Origin of the sequence: Methylosinus sp. H3A (assembly GCF_015709455.1) — a bacterium.
Lineage (GTDB): Bacteria > Pseudomonadota > Alphaproteobacteria > Rhizobiales > Beijerinckiaceae > Methylosinus.
In genome coordinates this window covers 146,597-162,903 of record NZ_JADNQW010000003.1, presented here as the reverse complement: position 1 = coordinate 162,903, position 16,307 = coordinate 146,597, and the positions used below count along the sequence as shown (strand labels likewise).

13 protein-coding genes are annotated in these 16,307 nt (G+C 64.9%); 5 read left to right on the top strand and 8 right to left on the bottom strand.

Going from position 1 to position 16,307, the window contains the following annotated elements; all coding sequences use genetic code 11:
• Positions 1-58: 58 nt before the first annotated feature.
• Genes IY145_RS01635 through IY145_RS01615 form a run of 5 tightly spaced genes read left to right on the top strand, consistent with a single transcriptional unit; the run spans position 59 to position 4,916 of the window.
• On the top strand, positions 59-496 hold the full coding sequence (locus IY145_RS01635) for a hypothetical protein (RefSeq protein WP_196406635.1): 438 nt from the start codon (positions 59-61) through the stop codon (positions 494-496).
• A 28-nt stretch (positions 497-524) separates the two neighbouring features.
• Complete coding sequence (locus IY145_RS01630) at positions 525-2,843, top strand: type IV secretory system conjugative DNA transfer family protein (protein WP_196406634.1); 2,319 nt, start codon at positions 525-527, stop codon at positions 2,841-2,843.
• Entirely contained in the window at positions 2,843-3,376 is a 534-nt protein-coding gene (locus IY145_RS01625; protein WP_312030536.1) for a DUF2726 domain-containing protein, read from the top strand. The genes IY145_RS01630 and IY145_RS01625 overlap by 1 nt, the downstream gene beginning before the upstream one ends.
• A 49-nt stretch (positions 3,377-3,425) precedes the next feature.
• The gene (locus tag IY145_RS01620) at positions 3,426-4,157 is read left to right on the top strand and encodes a phospholipase D-like domain-containing protein (RefSeq protein ID WP_196406632.1); all 732 of its coding nucleotides are present in this window, start codon (positions 3,426-3,428) and stop codon (positions 4,155-4,157) included.
• 57 nt (positions 4,158-4,214) lie between these two features.
• Entirely contained in the window at positions 4,215-4,916 is a 702-nt protein-coding gene (locus IY145_RS01615; RefSeq protein WP_210332586.1) for a TIGR02117 family protein, read from the top strand.
• 81 nt (positions 4,917-4,997) lie between these two features.
• On the opposite strand, the gene mobF (IY145_RS01610) is transcribed toward IY145_RS01615, so the two are convergent.
• The 8 genes from mobF (IY145_RS01610) to mobF (IY145_RS01575) form a co-directional block, all read right to left on the bottom strand.
• Positions 4,998-8,138 carry a MobF family relaxase gene (gene mobF / locus IY145_RS01610; protein WP_196406631.1) on the bottom strand — a complete coding sequence of 1,047 codons (3,141 nt, stop codon included), beginning with the start codon at positions 8,136-8,138 and terminating at the stop codon, positions 4,998-5,000.
• Between the two features lie 3 nt (positions 8,139-8,141).
• Positions 8,142-8,459, bottom strand: a complete 318-nt coding sequence (locus IY145_RS01605) for a hypothetical protein (protein WP_196406630.1) — start codon at positions 8,457-8,459, stop codon at positions 8,142-8,144.
• A gap of 151 nt (positions 8,460-8,610) precedes the next feature.
• On the bottom strand, positions 8,611-8,988 hold the full coding sequence (locus IY145_RS01600) for an integration host factor subunit alpha (RefSeq protein WP_312030535.1): 378 nt from the start codon (positions 8,986-8,988) through the stop codon (positions 8,611-8,613).
• Between the two features lie 392 nt (positions 8,989-9,380).
• Positions 9,381-11,627 carry a hypothetical protein gene (locus IY145_RS01595; RefSeq protein ID WP_196406628.1) on the bottom strand — a complete coding sequence of 749 codons (2,247 nt, stop codon included), beginning with the start codon at positions 11,625-11,627 and terminating at the stop codon, positions 9,381-9,383.
• A gap of 45 nt (positions 11,628-11,672) precedes the next feature.
• On the bottom strand, positions 11,673-12,302 hold the full coding sequence (locus IY145_RS01590) for an AAA family ATPase (protein WP_312030534.1): 630 nt from the start codon (positions 12,300-12,302) through the stop codon (positions 11,673-11,675).
• A gap of 159 nt (positions 12,303-12,461) precedes the next feature.
• Positions 12,462-13,214, bottom strand: a complete 753-nt coding sequence (istB, locus tag IY145_RS01585) for an IS21-like element helper ATPase IstB (protein WP_196406626.1) — start codon at positions 13,212-13,214, stop codon at positions 12,462-12,464.
• Positions 13,215-13,227: 13 nt separating this feature from the next.
• Entirely contained in the window at positions 13,228-14,769 is a 1,542-nt protein-coding gene (gene istA, locus IY145_RS01580) for an IS21 family transposase (RefSeq protein ID WP_196406625.1), read from the bottom strand.
• Positions 14,770-14,869: 100 nt separating this feature from the next.
• The gene (gene mobF / locus IY145_RS01575) at positions 14,870-16,306 is read right to left on the bottom strand and encodes a MobF family relaxase (protein ID WP_196406624.1); all 1,437 of its coding nucleotides are present in this window, start codon (positions 16,304-16,306) and stop codon (positions 14,870-14,872) included.
• Position 16,307 lies beyond the last annotated feature (1 nt).

Below are 16,307 nucleotides of genomic sequence, written 5' to 3'. Positions count from 1 at the left end.
CTTCTCATTCGCGCGGCTCGGCACGAACATCGGCTCTCGACAAAAATAGGAGATCATGATGGACGAGGTTTCTACCGATACGATCAAGGTCGCTCACGAGCCGCCGCATATTCATATCGACGTTCATGTGCATCTGGACGGGCCGATCGTCGCGACCGCGGCCGGCCAGCGAGAGCCCATCGTCACGGAGAGCGAACGTCGTAACGTTTCCGCCGCGCCGACGAGACGATCATTGCTCACGACGCTCCTCGTGGGTTTCGGCGTGTCGGCCGTCGGCTATGTGGGCTTTCGGGCGGGAAGCGTTTCGTCTCAGCAAAAAGATTTCGGCGTGAACCAGGCGGCGGTTTCTCAAGGGTCCGCCGCGACGGCGTCGCCCACTTCATTGCCCGAAACGCTCGCTCGCGACCTGCAGCGGCCCCCGCAGATCACGCCCGCGCCGGGAACCCCGGCCGGCGCGAGCCAATCGGGTCCTGCCGCCTTCGGCCTGCAGCAATGATGCGAGCGCCGGCGGCGCGGGGAGCACTATGATCCCACGCGAGATTTCGGGGCCGCAGGAGCGGTTCGAGCGGTCCGGCGCGCAAGCGCTGCGCGATCTGCGGCCGATGTCGACACGTGTCTGGGGCTCGCTGATGAGCGAGTTTTCCGGCGCCATGCTCAGCGTCGGGGCCGGGCTCATGCTGCTCGAGCCCGCGTCGGTCGATCTCATCGTCCCCGCGGCGATCGGCTACGCGGCCCTCGTCCTGACGCGACGCGTCGAGTTGCCGATGCGGCTTCCCAAGAGCGCCGCCGTCGCGGACTGGAACTATCCCGATCCGAAGAACCGCGCACCCCGCATGGCGGCCGGCATCATCTATCTCGGCCGCGACGTCTCCGGCCGGGAATTGTGGATCACCGCCGAGGACGGCCGGCAACATGCGACCATTCCAGGAACGACCGGCGCCGGCAAGACGACCGCGATTTTGGGCTTCGTCTCCAATGCGCTGACCCATGCGAGCGGCTTCGTTCTCGTCGACGGCAAGGCCGACCACACGTTGTTCGGCGAGGTGATGGCGCTCGCGCGGCGATTCGGCCGCGAGGACGATGTGCTGCATCTCAATCTGCTGGTCGCGAGCGGCAGCAAAGAGAGCAACAGCTTCAATCCCTTCGCCACGGGCAACGCCGACGCGATCCGCGAGATGGTGGTCAGCCAGCTCGGCGAGCAGGCCGCCAATGATTCAAACGGCGTCTTCCGCAGCCGCGCGGTCGCCTTGATCGGGGCGGTGATCCCCGTTCTGACTTGGATCAGAGATCACGCCGGCGTTCCGATCGACATCGAGAAGATCCGCGACGCGCTCGAGCTGCGCGTGATCTGGAAGCTCGCCGTCAAGGGTCTCTATGAATTGCGCGACCCCGCGACCGGCAAGACGAAGGACATTGCTCTCGACCTCCCACAGGACGTCGTCTATCCGCTGCTCGCCTATCTCGGCGAGCTGCCCGGCTATGACACGGACCTCGACTACAACAAGCAAAAGTCCGACGATCCATCCAAGCAGCATGGCTATGCGCGGTTCTACTTCACCGAGATGTTCACCCAGCTCGGCGTTTCGCTTGGGCACATATTCAAGATCGAGCAGGGCGACATCGACATGCGCGACGTGGTCTTGAACCGGCGCATTCTGGTCGTCTCTCTGCCTGCGCTGGAGAACTCCTCCGACACATTGGCCGGGCTCGGCAAGATCGTGGTGACGTCGCTGCGCGGCATGATGGCGCAAATGCTCGGCATGCCGAAGGAGAAGCTCGGAATGGAGGCTCCCTATCATATCGTGTTGGACGAGCTCGCCTATTACGCGACGAGCGATCTCGACCGGATGATGGCGCAGGGCCGCAGCCTCAACATCGCCTTCTGGCTCGGCTTTCAGGAGGTCTCGGGGATCTTCGCGCGGCTCGGCGAGAAGACCTACACGCTGCTCGGCAACGCCAATCTGACCGCGGCGATGCGCCAGCAGGACGCCAATCGCACGCGCGAATGGATCGAGGAGACGTCGGGCAAGACGGATGTGGCGCAGGCGACGAGCTTTCGCGGCGGCGATATCGGCGTCTATCACGACACGCGCCAGGCCGACGTTCGTCAGGTGTCTCGCGTCAATTGGCGAGACCTGCAGAGCCTCATCGAGGGCGAGGCGATCATGCTGTTCGGCGGCCGCCGCATCTACGCGAAGGTTTTTCACGCGAATGTCGACAAGTCCGGGCCGAAGCCCCTCGTCAGACGCCTGTCTCTCGCGCCGCCCGCCCGCGCCGAGCTGGAGGCGAGGCTCGACGCCGTCCACGAAATCGCGACCAATATCGAAAATGGGATCGTCGCCGCCGGGGGCCGCGAGCCCATGGAGCCGACGCTGAGGGCGATATACGAAGCCTTTCGCGACGCGAAGGCGAATGGAGGCGATCGAGACGCCTGCGTCGAAGCGGCGATCCGCGCCGCGGGCGAGGTTCCCTTTACCCCGTATGAGGGAAGGAAGGGCGCGGCGACGCGCCTTCTTCTCATGCTCGAATCGGCGGTGCATGGAACGGAAGGAGAGGCGTCGGGCGGCGATCGGCCCGCTGAACCTTTCGACAAAGCGCTGTACGAAAAAATCGTCGAGATCGAGGCTGCGATCGGCGAGGACGAGGCCGCGGCCCGGGAGCGCGCCGCGACGCTGCTCGGCAAGATCGAGGCGGCGGCGAAGGAGACCGAGGGGACGTTGCCCAGCCGGGAAAATCGGGAGAAGCTGCGAGCGGATTTGGCAGCGGTCACGTCGATGATCGCGGCGGACGCCGAGGCGGCGCAACAGCTGGCGCCCCGGCGGCGAGTGGAGGCTTCCCCATAATGTCGCCGATGCGGCTTATCGATATCGAGCATGTCGCTCCTCTCGCGCTGCTCGGAGTGATTATTCTCGCTGTCGTCGCGTTCATCGGCTCGCGTCGGCCCGCCTATCGGCGCGGGCGATTTCTGACGCCAAATGAGAAGCGATTTCTCGCCGTGTTGGACGAAGCGGTCGGCGAGGGCTATCGCGTTTTCGCACAGGTGCGGCTCGCTGAGCTCGTCGACGTCGATCTGAGCGCGAGCAATTCGAAGAGACGCGCTGCGATGAATAGGGTGTTTGGCAAAAGCATCGATTACCTCATCTGCGATTCCGCCAGCCTCGAGCCCGTCGCGGCCATCGAGCTGGACGACAAGACGCACGCGCTGCCGCATCGAAGGGAACGCGACACTTTCGTCGACGCGGTGTTCAGCGAGATCGGTATCCCGCTGCTGCGGGCGAGGGCGCGACGTGCTTACACCGTTGCCGCGCTCCAGACATTGCTGCGTGAGGCCGGTGTCGCTAAAACAGCTCGTTCCGGTCTTCGAACGATCGGGTGAGAATGAAAATCGATGCGTGAGACCTTCGGATTGACGGGAGCATTATCGAATGTCCTTTCGCCTGTCGCTTCTCGCTGGCGCGCTGGCTCTTGCAGCGCCGCCATTTGTCTCGGCGTCCGAAGCGCCTGAAATCCATTATGCCCCCACCGAGAATCTGGAACGCCTCGATGTAGCGCTTCTGCGCGCGGCGCACGTCAAGATCGACCTCGCCGCCTATGTGCTGACGGACTGGCCCGTCATCGACGCATTGATCGATGCGCATCGACGCGGCGTCGCGATCAGAATCGTTCTGGACCCCAGCCAGGCGAGCGATCTCGATCGGCTGCGAGAAGTGTCGCAGAGCCTGCGTACGAGCCTGCCCGGTCCTTTCATGCATCTGAAATCCTATTCCGTTGACGACATGCTGTTGCGGACGGGCTCCGCGAATTTCACCGCGTCGGGGATGAAGCAGCAGGATAATGATGTCGTGGTCATCCGCGATCGAGCGGCCGCCCAAACGTTCGAGGCGCGTTTCGAGCAAATCTGGTCGGCCGCAAAGCCGATCCTTGCTCCTGGTCCCGCTTTCGCCTCGCGAGGCGCGGCTCCGGCTTCGACGAAATCGACGGCGCCTTCGAACTGCGAGATCAAAGGGAACATCAGTCGCAATGGCGAACGTATATTCCATAAGCCCGGCGAGCCATTCTACGCCCGCGTCAAAATCGACCAGAATTCCGGAGAGCGCTGGTTCTGCTCGGAGGAAGAGGCGGTCGCCGCGGGTTGGAGACACGGGCGCGTCAATTGATCCCGTGAGACGGAACAATTCTCGAAGCCCACAGAATTCGCGTAGACGAGAGCGGCCATGTCCTCGAAGGTACCTCGATTGCAAACCTGGTTTAGGCAGTCCATGCGCCGCGCCGCGCGCACCTTCGCCCTCATCCTCATCGCGCCGCTCGTCTCGGCCTCCCTCTATCTCGCCTTTGCCTCGATCGCGAGCCGCATTCCCGTCAACGACGACTGGCGCGAGCTGGATGGCGGCATAACCATCTTCGTGCAGACCAATGGCGTGCATACCGGCGTCGTCGTGCCGGCGAACGCCGCCGGCGTCGATTGGAGCAATCGCATCCACCCGGGTGATGCGCCTGGTTGGGCGACCACGCCGCGCTGGCTCGCTTTCGGCTGGGGCGATCGGGACTTTTATCTCAACACGCCGACCTGGGCGGAGTTTTCACTCCTCCGAGGACTGAAGGCTGTGACAGGGCAGGGGTCGACGCTGGTGCATGTGGACCTCCTCGAGGACGTCCGCCCGGGCGAGACAGTTCGTCCGCTGCGGCTCGCGCCCGAGCAATACCGCCGCCTCTCCGCCTTCATCGATGCGACGTTCGCAGACCGGCGCGAGGTCATCCACGGCTATGGCCAGAACGACATCTTTTACGGCGCGCGCGGCCATTACAACGCGTTTCGAACCTGCAACGCCTGGACAAACGAAGCTCTGCGCGCCGCCGGCGTTCGCACGGCGTTGTGGAGTCCATTCGATGACGGCGTCATGCGCTGGGCTCCATGATCGGATAGGTGAGGGCGGCGTGAAAGCGCCTTTCCAACGTCCGATCAAAGCGGCGGGCGCCGATAGTGCGTAAGGCAGGGTTTAGCGGAAAGGAAATGGAGAGGGCCGGTCAATAGCCGCATTCGGCGAGGGAGGCTCGGGCCACTGCTTGTCGAGGCGGGACTCGATGTTCTCTTTCGTCTCGCGCAATAGGGCGGCGTTTCGCTCGACGTCGGCGGCGAGATCGGCGATGTGGGGCGCAACTTCTTCCGTGGCGATCTTCGAGCGCACGCGCTCTCGCGCCTTTCGGCCAGGATCCTTGGCGTCGGCGGGCCGCCGGTGGAACGTGCGGCCCTGCTCGATGAAGGAGTCGATCGACCGCTCGCGCGTCCGCCGGCAGGCCTCGACGAGATCGAGAGCGAGGGATTTATAGGGCTTGGCGGCCATGTCGGCTGCGATCCGCTTCCAGAGATCTTCCGCCTCGATCGGCTTGGCGTCGCCGAGCGCACGGCTTCGCCTCTCGGCTTCATGGACGGCCGCTTCGGAAATCATCGTCCAGGTCGTGCCCCTGGCCCGGCTTTCCGCGACATAGGCCTTGAAGGCGGTGATGCCGGCGCTGCCGCGCGGCAGCGCGTCGATGTGCTCGTCCGAGGTGACGCCTTGCGCGGCGTCGTTCGTCAGCGCATGGCCGAAGCCGAGCATCAGCCGCTTGGTGACGGGATCGGTCAGGCGACGCCATTCGACCTCGCCAATCTGGCCCTTGGCGTTTTGCAGGCGGAGGCCGCCGGCGGTCTTGCCCATCACCTTCACGATATGGCCGTTATAGCCGATCGGGCCTTCCTTGCCGTCGATCTTGGCCCAGGTGTAGCGGTAGAGGCGAAGATGGTCGCCGGTGGCGATCGGCAGATCGAAGGCGTGCGACTCCTTCGCGCCGCGCGGCGCGATCGCCTTGTGAACAGTCTCATCAGCGCCGATCTCGCCCCGCGCTTTGAGCCGCGTCCGGATCGCCATGCTGATCGCAGCGGCGTCCTCATTGGTCGGCGCGGAAATCGTGATTCCGCGCTTCGAGCCGGCGGCCTCGAGAATGTCCCGCCGGCTGACATAGAAATCGGCGATCTTTGCGGCGACCTGATCGAAATCGCCGCCGACCAGCATGGCCGTTCCCTCGGCGCGTTTCATCGCGAGCGCGGTTGCAGCCTCGGAGTCGCGGAACATGCCGGCGATCTGGCGGTCGCGCCGATCGAGCTGACGGACGGCGGTGAGGAGCTCGGGTTGCGCCGGTTTCGGCAGCGCGCGGCGCAGAATTTCGATCGTGTCGCCGGCTTCGATCGCCTGCGCCTGCTCGCGGTCGCCCAGCGCCTTGATGGTCATGCCGGTCTCGGCCTGCAGCTCGAGCAGCCGCAGCATCGGCCGCGGCGCGATCTGGCTGATCTCGTCGATGACGAGGATCGTGTTGCGGGTCGGGACGAACTCGCCGGCCTCGAGCGATTTGAGGAATGGTTCGAGCGCCCGGGTCTTCTCGATGCCGGCGTCCTGCAACTGATCGGCTTGTCGCCATGCCGTCGAGACGCCGACGAGCTCGCGGCCCGAGGCGTCGAAGCGGGTGTCCGCCTTCCAGGCGGCGACGAGGGGCCGGAGCAGCGTGGATTTTCCCGCGCCAGCGACGCCGGTGAGGAGCGACAGCGCGCCGCCCTGGCCGAGCGCATAGATCGCGGCCTTTTGGGCGGCGCCATGCTCCGGCTCGCTGTCGAAATCGAGCCCGGAAGCCTCGATGGCCCGCCGGATGTCGGCGGCCGCCAGCGCCCCCGAAGTGTCGAGCGCGGCGCGCGCGGCATGGGAGCGGAGGTTCGCCTCGACGCGGATCTGTGCGGAATTGGTGACGCGGAGCACCTGTCGCGGCTCGTCGTAGGCATTCTCGCGCTTCGCCCAGGCGGCGACCAGATCGACGTGCTCGCCATGAAGCTCGACGCCCTTGCGCTCGATCAGCTCGACGACCCGGTCGATATCCTTGACGCCGCCGGTGACGCCCGCGCCGATCAAGCCGCGCGCGGCGTGGACGCGAAGACGATCATGGTCGATGACGGCCGCCGTGTGGAATTCCTCGGCGAGATGTTTCGCCGCGAAGGCGTAGGCCCGCTCGAACCGCTCATCGTTCGACAGCGCGGCGATCTTCGCGTCCTCCATGACGGTCGCGTGTTCCCAGCCCATCGCCTCGGCCTGGTCGCGCCAGATTTTATGATCGGTCTTCTCGCCATGCTTGGCGAGGCGCGCGGCGGCCGCCGCTTCGCGGAGGATTTCGGCTTTCTTTTCCGCGGAGATGTCGTCCCAATCGAGCCCTTGGCCGGCCGCGAAGGCCTTGGCGTTGCGTAGGACCTGATGGGTGCTCTTGCTGAAGGCCTCATTGGCGAATTGCGGGATGGCGAGGATGACGGCGGCCTGCTCCTTATCGTCATAGGCGACACGAATGCCGAGCGCGCGCAGCTCATCGGCGAGGACGGCCTGGGCGAAGGCTCCAAACTCGTGGACGCGGGCGTGGAGGCGCTGTGTGTCGAGCGATCCGATATGGCCCTCGCCGGTGACGACCAGATTGAACAGCGCATTGTGGATGTGATCGTGGGGATCGCCGGCGATCGGCGATTCGAGGAGGTAGGTCGCGCCCTCGCGGCCATCCTGGACCGGCAGGGTCGGACGGGCGATGTAATGGCGGAAGCTGACCCAGCCGACAGCGCCAGGATCGGCGCCGCTCTCCCCCGCGCGTCCGCGCCGCGCCCAGCCGATCTCCCGGGCGATATAGCGCATCGCCGCGTCATTGGCGCGATAGATCGCATTGCGGATGCCGGCGGCCTCCGCTGGGTCCTGCGCGAATTCCGCCGCGAGCGTCACGGATTTGTGGGGCGAGAAGGTGAAGTCGTAACCGCTGATTTCTCGCTTATGCTTAGACCAGGCCTCTCCCGTATCGGCCCGCTTGCCCTCGAACAGCCGGTCGAGCTCCTCGTCCTTGGGCGCGTGGTAAGAATTAATGCCGAGCGCGCGGGCGACAGAGAGCGGCATGTCCGAGCGCCAGGCCGGTCCGGCGTCGCGACCGGTGTAGTAGCTGGTGAGGCGCGACCCCGGCTCCAGTTGCTGCTGGCCGAGGGCCTCGGTCGCCTGCTCAGACGGCGGCGGCCCGAGCCTCGCTTCCGTGAAATACATGCGGACGAGCTTGCCGTCGGACGCTGCGGCGAACTTGCGGAAAGTGATCATCGATCAGGCCTTGGCGGGGGAAGAGAAGCGCTTTTCCAGGGCCTCGACGGTCTTCTCCGGGAGGCTTTGCTGCATGTCGACGAGGAGATCGACGGCCTTGCGCGTGAGAATGAGCTGCTCGCGATTCTGCGCGATCAGATGGGCGAGCAAGTCGCTCAGTGTCGGCTCGCCGGCGTCGTCCTTGGGCGTCAGGAGTGCGACGATCTCGTCGAGACGGGCGATGGTGATGCGGATCTGCTCGTTCTGAAGGCCGACCGCTTCGGCGATCTGGTGGGATTCCTGCTCGACGCGAGCGAGCCCTTCCTTCAATTCCTTGGACATAATTGCGCCTCCGCTATGACAGCGAAGGGTCGCCGGAGTCTGCGCGAATGAAAACGATCGGGCGCCGAAAGATGGCGGCCGGCGCCGGCGGCGCGCAGCTCGCGACATCAACGGTGATCGGCGCTCACACCACGCCGCGCCCGCGACCGCTCTACGGAGAGTCGCCGGCGACCGGGGATGCTCCCGACGCCGCCACGGCCGATTTGAGATGTGGCGCCGCTTTGAACACAACGACCCGACGCGAAGAGACGAGAGCCGCAGCTCCGGTTCTCGGATTGCGGCCCGGGCGAGCGTTTTTGGAGCGGATGCGAAAAGTGCCGAAGCCGCGAAGACTTACGTCTTCTCCGCTGGTCAGGGCGGACAGCATTTCCGCGAGCGCGCAATCGAGCAGGGATTTTGCGTCCGCACGGGAGAGGCCGGGGATGCGGGCGTAAATGGCATGCGCGAGGTCATCACGCGTCACCGTGCTCCTGGAAACAGCTGCGTCCAAAATCCCATCCGGCTTTCCGCCGTTCCCTCGAAAACACACCGCGCCCCCCGCAGGGCAAACCGAATCACAGTGCGGCTGGAGAATGTCTAACCCGCAAGGACAGGGCGGACCAGCGCCGCCCGCGCTTGGTATTTGGTCACTGCAGTTTTTCGTTGGCGACCCCAGCGAGTAGCCGGCGCCCCCGATGTCGCGAGCGCCGATGGGGATGATGCGCCAGCTACTGACGCTCTGCGACGAGGCAATAATGTCGCAAAGGGGGCCGGGAGCGGACTGTCAGCTATCCGGTAGCGAATGCAGTATAGCTGCCCTTCTAGACCCGACCCCGATGCGGGCATTGGCGTTGGCATTCCCGATGCCAACTTCAGACCTCTATTTATGATCAAGACGAAGCGAAACACAGCTTAGTCGTTGCTCTTGCGGGGCCGAATTTTTCAAATTTCGTGAACAGAAATGCGGGAGCTCGCGCCACCTTCAACCACCGGCGGTCCGTACCTCTCCCGCATTTCCCGGTTCCACTTGAGTGTGTCGAGCATGTAGGACGAGAAGACGAGATCGCGGTGTCCCATCGAGTAGCGCCACTGGCGAGCATCGAGCGCTGCCAGTTGGTCGGCGGCAATGGACCTGGGGCCGAGATAGGTGGTGAGATCGGCGGTTTGAAATTCAGCCCCGAGCCAGAACGATAGGCTGTCTTCGTTCGCGCCGATCCGACCGCTCGTCAGTACGTTGATCAGTTCGTGCGCTTGCCGGATAGGGTGCCCGTTGAGACTGGCTCCGTGGAACACCCGGTTTGCAATAACGATGCCGGTGTGCACCGGGAACGGGGAACCGATCTCCCAGCCAAGCCTTCGGAAGAGTTGCGCCTGGTTCGCCGGCTCGGTGAGAATTTCCCGCCGCTTGTCGAGCTGCTTTTTGGCGCTGCGGATGTGGTCCCAGCTGTTCCGCATCTCGTGGACAGACACGGGATGATAGGCGTTCTTGCACTCGAAAAGGAAGAGCGAACCGTCGCGCCGCGCGACGATATCCAGCTCCAACTGCTCCCCGGCGACCTTCGCCTTGAAGTCGCTTTCGACCTCGAAGCCTGCAGAGCGGAGCGCCTCGGTGACGGAGTGGACCATGCGGTCCTTCGGACCGATCGCGGCCGACCTGAGGCGGTTGGCGACGATGGTGTTGCGCACAAGGTTGGAGACGGCCACCACGTGCGGGGCAATCACGTAGTAGCCACCGACATCTACGAACGGGCGGTACTGGAGATCGAGATGCGAATCTCCGGGATCCATTGTCAAAAGTCCGATAATATCGCTGCCCTTGTCCCCGTCGCCGAAGATCAGCCGCATCTGCTCGACCATCGCATCGTGCGGTATGAGCAGGAGTGTCGAGGTCAGGGTCAACGTTTCGCGCTCGGCCGGATCCTCAAGGTCCGCCAGCCGACGCTGGTACGCGCAGCTGATGAAGTTGAAGTAGCGCTGCACCTTGAACACGTCCAACGATGAGATGTTGTCGGTGATGGGGAAGATGAGGTCGTCGAACGTTCCGAAGTTGTCGACGTCCAGCGCCAGTAGCATCTGAATCTCGTCGCGGAATAGCTCGTCCCGCGCGAACAAGGCATCGAACATCTCCGGGATCGCGGGCAACCGCAGGACCAAGCGTCTTACGATCTGATCGTTGATCTCAAGCAGCCGGTCGAAACCGCGATCAAAGGCCCGGTCTATCACGGCCCGGATGGAGATCGCTGAATCCGCTTCCCGCAGGTGGATTTGCCGAATTATCGTTTGGTTCTGGTGCTGCATAAACCCAAGGCGGACCGCACGCTCGACGTCGGGGTCGATCGAGGAGACCGTAATCGTCTTCCCTTCGTAGTCCGCGCGGTATGGCAGCCCGTCGATGAACAGCTCCGCCTCCCTGAACTTCGTAAGCCGAATTGCGGCCACCAACAGCCGCTCGTAGACGAGCGCGTTCTTCCCGGAGGCCTCGGTGTCGACATGGGCGAAGGAGAGGCCGTCGACCGGGAACATCGACGCGTAGGTATACAATACGAGCGAGGCAGCCTCGGCGTACTCCTCGGACGAGTAACGCCTGCCATCCAGCGAACTGGCTTCCTGGTCGTTGATCCATTCATGATAGAAGAGGCTGTTGACCATGACGAAAATGGTCTTCAGCACCACGGATCGATGCGCCCGCACCGTCGCCTCGACCTCCAACTTCAACGTCAGGGCGTTCCCCGCAACGCGCGACAGCGCCTCGACCGATTCAAGGTAGGCGATGCAATCCGGCGACGTGGCCAGCAGGTCGCGGACGTTGAGCACGGCCTTGGCGATCCTGCCGATCAGGGATCCCCTGTATTCGTAGCGCGACGCGCGGAGCACGCCGTCGCGCCGCATGCAGGAGATGGCGTGATCGGGGTCGAGGAAGATCATCGCCAAAGCGGTCGCGATCGCCTCGCGCGGCCGCCCTTCAGTCAGGTGCCCCGCGAGCACCGAGACATGCGCCTTGACTTCCGCCGAAAGCGCCTTGGTCGCGGGTGGGCGTGCCTCCGTGCGGAGCAACGACACCATGGATGCCTGGGTCTTGGCGGAAAGCAGGCGGGCTACGAGGTCGGAGACTGGCGGCGACTGAGTCAAAACACCCTCATTGTTGAGGCCAACGCGGCAGAGCATACGACGCGAAAGATTATCGCTCATTGGTCCCTTCCCGGCGACCTGCCGAAGTGATTTCCTGAACGAGCGTCAGCTTCTACCATGCGAGTTTCCGAAAGCGGACGGGCCGCTTCCCACCCCATGACCGACAGGCAGGCAACATATCCTGCGCGTCAAAGCGGCCAGCGCCTTGATGGTCATGCCGGTCTCGGCCTGCAGCTCGAGCAGCCGCAGCATCGGCCGCGGCGCGATCTGGCTGATCTCGTCTATGATCAGGATCGTGTTGCGGGTCGGCATGAATTCGCCGGCATCGACGGATTTGAGGAACGGCTCGAGCGCCCGGGTCTGCGCGATGCCGGCGTCCTGCAGCGCGTCGGCCTGCCGCCATGCGGTCGAGACGCCGACGAGCTCGCGGCCCGAGGCGTCGAAGCGCGTGTCGGCCTTCCAGGCGGCGACGAGAGGCTGCAGCAGCGTGGATTTTCCCGCGCCGGCGACGCCGGTGAGGAGCGACAGCGCGCCGCCCTGGCCGAGCGCATAGATCGCGGCCTTTTGCGCGGCGCCATGCTCCGGCTCGCTGTCGAAATCGAGCCCCGAAGCCTCGATGGCGCGCCGGATGTCGGCGGCCGCCAGCGCGCCGGATGTGCCGAGCGCGGCGCGCGCGGCTTGGGAGCGAAGGCTCTCCTCGACACGGATCTGCGCGGAATTGGTGACGCGGAGCACCTGTCGCGGTGCGTATTCCGACGAAGCCGGCCATGCATTCCAATATGAAGCCGGCCACCTGTTCCGATCCGAAGCCGGCCAGCGTTCCGATTTGATGTCGGCCACCGGCGTCGTGCGTGCGCAGATCGATTTGGATGATGTTTCGCGTCGTGGACGCGGTCAAGCCTGTTCGAGTTTTGCGGGCGCCGAGCGGCGCTTGCGGAGGCTGTCGCCGGAGAGCTCGAGCCGGTAGGCGTTATGGATGACGCGGTCGAGGATGGCGTCGGCGATCGTCGGTATGCCGATCATCTCGTGCCAACGATCGACCGGAACCTGGCTGGTGATGACGAGGGAGCCGGCGTCGTAGCGGTCCTCGACGATCTCCAGCAGATCGCGCGCCTGATCGCCGACGAGCGCCTCCGGCCCCCAATCATCGAGGATCAGCAGTCGCGCGCGTGCGATCTTGCGCAGCAGCCGGCCGTAGCTTCCATCGCCATGCGCGACGGCGAGATCGGTGAACAGCCGAGGCACGCGATAATAGAGCACCGATATGTCCTGCCGGCAGGCCTTTTGGCCGAGCGCGCAGGCGAGCCAACTTTTGCCGAGGCCGCTCGCCCCGGTGATCAGCAGATTGCGCCGTTCGGCGATCCAGTCGCAGGCGGCGAGCTTCAGGAACAGAGCCCGGTCGAGCCCGCGTGTGCTCTGATAGTCCACGTCCTCGACGCTGGCCGGATGGCGCAGGCGAGCGGCGCGGGAGCGCGTCTCGAAGCGCTTCTGACGACGCAGCGTCAGCTCGTATTCGAGCAGCAGGCCGAGCCATTCGGCGTGCTCGAGGCCTCGGGCCTCGGCCTTGTGTTCCAGTTCCTTGAACCCTTTGGCGAGGCCATAGAGCCCGAGCGCGTTCAATAGATCGAGTGTCGGATGGGCGAGCATCGATGGATTCCTTTCAGTGGTAATAGCCGGGACCGCGGAGATTTTCGTGATCGAGCAGCGTTGCCGGAGCGCCGTCCCTCGCGCCGGAAGCCCTGGATTTGCCGGCGAGCAATGCGGCGACGCTCTTGCAATTGAAGGCGCCGATTTCCAGCGCGCGGGCGGAGACGGCTTCGGCCTGGGCGGCCTCGACGCCGCGATAGAGCTTCAGCACGCCGAGGCAGGTCCGAAAGCCCTGCTCGGGATGACGCCGCGCGGCGAGCACGGCGACGATGAGCCCTTCGGTGTGCGGCCCGATCGTCGCCGCCCAGCGGCGGAAGCGATCCGGCGTCCAGGCGGCGTAACGCCGGTGCGCGCTCGGCATGTGCTCCGGGGCCGTGCCGTGCCGGGCGCCCATGAAGCGGCGCTCGTGCAGGCCGACGCGCTGACCACGGTGAAAAACCTCGATCATCCGCTCGGTGACGCGCACGTCGACCTCGGCGTGGATGAGGGCGTGCGGAACCGAGTAGAAGAAGCTCTCGACCTCGATGTGATAATCGATATTGACGCGCGCCCGCTTCCACTCGGCGAACTCCCAATCCGTCGCTGGCAAGGGGCCGAGGGCGTCGCGCTCTATTTTCTCGAACAGCTCTCTTCGGCTGATCCCCAGCTTGCGCATCGGCCGGCCGTTCATCGTCTCCATGGAGCGCGCGATGGCGGCGTTGCATTCGGCGAGCGAGAAGAAGATCTGCCGCCGCAGGCGTCCCAGAATGTAGAACTGCGCGAATCTCACCCCGGCTTCGACCTTGGCCTTGTCGCGCGGCTTTCGGGGGCGGGTCGGCAGCACGCCGACGTCGTAATGCGACGTCAGCGCGCCATAGGTCCGATTGATCTCGGGGTCGTAGAAAGAGGACTTATTGACGCCGCTCTTGAGATTATCGGGAACCAGCAGCCGCGGCGTCCCGCCGAAAAAGCGGAACATGCGCACATGCGCGCCGGTCCAATCCGCCAGCTTCTGCGTCCAGCTCGCCTCGGCGTAGGTGAGATTGGAGGCGCCGAGCACGGCGACGAAAATCTCCGCCTCACGGATCTCGCCGGTCACCGGGTTCACGATCCCGATCCGCTTGCCGGAATAATCGACGAAGACCTTGTCGCCAGCGACATGGTGCTGCCGCATCACCGGCGTCAACCGCTGCTCGAAGCCGCGAAAAAGATCGCAGAACCGGCTGTAGCCATAGCCCTCGGGGTTGGCGTCCCGATATTCCTCCCACAGGATCATCAAATTGACCCCGGGGCGCTTCATCTCCCGCGCCAGCTCCGCCCAGTCCGGCTCGACCCGACGCCGTTGGCCCGTCTTGAAGCTGGGGCGCGCGAACAGCCGCTGCTCCAGCGCGTCGTCGCCGACCTCCTCCGGAAGCGGCCAGATCAGCCCCGCGGCCGCCGTTCGCTTCAAATAATCCTGCACCGTGCTGCGCGCCACGCCGAGCCGCCGCCCGATCTCCCGCGCGCTCACCCCCTCATGGGCGAGCCGCAGCATCTGCCGAAGTTGTCGCATCGTCAGTTCTCTCTTCGCCGGCATCCCGTTCTCCTCGTCGATCTCGACGAAGCGGAATGCCGCAGTTGCTGACCTGCGGACAGCAGACGAAAAGAGGACCGGAAAGGCCTCCTGGTGGCCGGCTTCAGTTCGGAATGGTGGCCGACTTCAAATCGGAACGCCGGCCGGGATCAAATCGGAATCCCCGGCCGGATTGCGTCGGAATTCGCAGTCGCGGCTCGTCCTCGGGATTCTCGCGCTTCGCCCAGGCGGCGACCAGATCGACGTGCTCGCCGTGAAGATCGACGCCCTTTCGCTCGATCTGCTCGACGACCCGGTCGATATCCTTGACGCCGCCGGCGACGCCCACGCCGATCAATCCCCGCGCGGCGTGGATGCGAAGACGATCATGGTCGATGACGGCGGCCGTGTGGAATTCCTCGGCGAGATGTTTCGCCGCGAAGGCGTAGGCCCGCTCGATGCGCTCCTCGTTCGACAGCGCGGCAATCCTCGCATCCTCCATGACGGTCGAGTGTTCCCAACCCATCGCCTCGGCCTGGTCGCGCCAGATTTTGTGATCGGTCTTCTCGCCATGCTTGGCGAGGCGCGCGGCTGCCGCCGCTTCGCGGAGGATTTCGGCTTTCTTTTCCGCAGAGATGTCGTCCCAATCGAGCCCTTGCCCGGCCGCGAAGGCCTTGGCGTTGCGCAGGACCTGATGGGTGCTCTTGCTGAACGCCTCATTGGCGAATTGCGGGATGGCGAGGATGACGGCGGCCTGTTCCTTCTCGTCGTAGGCGACGCGAATGCCGAGCGCGCGCAGCTCGTCGGCGAGGACGGCCTGGGCGAAGGCGCCGAACTCATGGACGCGGGCGTGAAGGCGCTGGGTGTCGAGCGATCCGATATGGCCTTCGCCGGTAACGACCAGATTGAACAGCGCATTGTGGATGTGGTCGTGGGGATCGCCGGCGATCGGCGCTTCGAGGAGATAGGTCGCTCCCTCGCGGCCGTCCTGGACCGGCAGGGTCGGACGGGCGATATAATGCTTGAAGCTCACCCACCCGACCGCGCCGGGATCGGCGCCGCTCTTCCCCGCGCGCCCGCGCCGCGCCCAGCCGATCTCGCGGGCGACATAGCGCATCGCCGCGTCATTGGCGCGATAGATGGCGTTGCGGATGGCGGCGGCCTCCGCTGGATCCTGCGCGAATTCGGCGGCGAGCGTCACGGATTTGTGGGGTGAGAAGGTGAAGTCGTAGCCGCTGATTTCTCGTTTGTGCTTCGACCAGGCCTCGCCCGTGTCGGCGCGCTTGCCCTCGAAGAGCCGATCGAGCTCCTCGTCCTTTGGCGCATGGTGAGAATTGATGCCGAGCGCGCGGGCGACGGAGAGCGGCATGTCCGCTCGCCAGGCCGGCCCGGCGTCGCGGCCGGTGTAGTAGCTGGTGAGGCGCGACCCCGGCTCCAGCTGCTGCTGACCGAGGGCCTCGGTCGCCTGCTCGGGCGGCGGCGGGCCGAGCCTCGCTTCCGTGAAATACATACGGACGAGCTTGCCGTCGGAGGCCGCCGCAAATTTGCGGAAAGTGATCATC

What these genes read in the sequence shown, in the direction of transcription:
- IY145_RS01630 (WP_196406634.1), top strand. Translation starts at nt 525, where the DNA reads ATGATCCCACGCGAGATTTCGGGGCCGCAGGAGCGGTTCGAGCGGTCC.
- istA (WP_196406625.1), bottom strand. Translation starts at nt 14,769, where the DNA reads ATGCCGGCGAAGAGAGAACTGACGATGCGACAACTTCGGCAGATGCTG.
- istB (WP_196406626.1), bottom strand. Translation starts at nt 13,214, where the DNA reads ATGCTCGCCCATCCGACACTCGATCTATTGAACGCGCTCGGGCTCTAT.
- IY145_RS01635 (WP_196406635.1), top strand. Translation starts at nt 59, where the DNA reads ATGGACGAGGTTTCTACCGATACGATCAAGGTCGCTCACGAGCCGCCG.
- IY145_RS01620 (WP_196406632.1), top strand. Translation starts at nt 3,426, where the DNA reads ATGTCCTTTCGCCTGTCGCTTCTCGCTGGCGCGCTGGCTCTTGCAGCG.
- IY145_RS01615 (WP_210332586.1), top strand. Translation starts at nt 4,215, where the DNA reads ATGTCCTCGAAGGTACCTCGATTGCAAACCTGGTTTAGGCAGTCCATG.
- IY145_RS01605 (WP_196406630.1), bottom strand. Translation starts at nt 8,459, where the DNA reads ATGTCCAAGGAATTGAAGGAAGGGCTCGCTCGCGTCGAGCAGGAATCC.
- mobF (WP_196406631.1), bottom strand. Translation starts at nt 8,138, where the DNA reads ATGATCACTTTCCGCAAGTTCGCCGCAGCGTCCGACGGCAAGCTCGTC.
- mobF (WP_196406624.1), bottom strand. Translation starts at nt 16,306, where the DNA reads ATGATCACTTTCCGCAAATTTGCGGCGGCCTCCGACGGCAAGCTCGTC.
- IY145_RS01625 (WP_312030536.1), top strand. Translation starts at nt 2,843, where the DNA reads ATGTCGCCGATGCGGCTTATCGATATCGAGCATGTCGCTCCTCTCGCG.
- IY145_RS01595 (WP_196406628.1), bottom strand. Translation starts at nt 11,627, where the DNA reads ATGAGCGATAATCTTTCGCGTCGTATGCTCTGCCGCGTTGGCCTCAAC.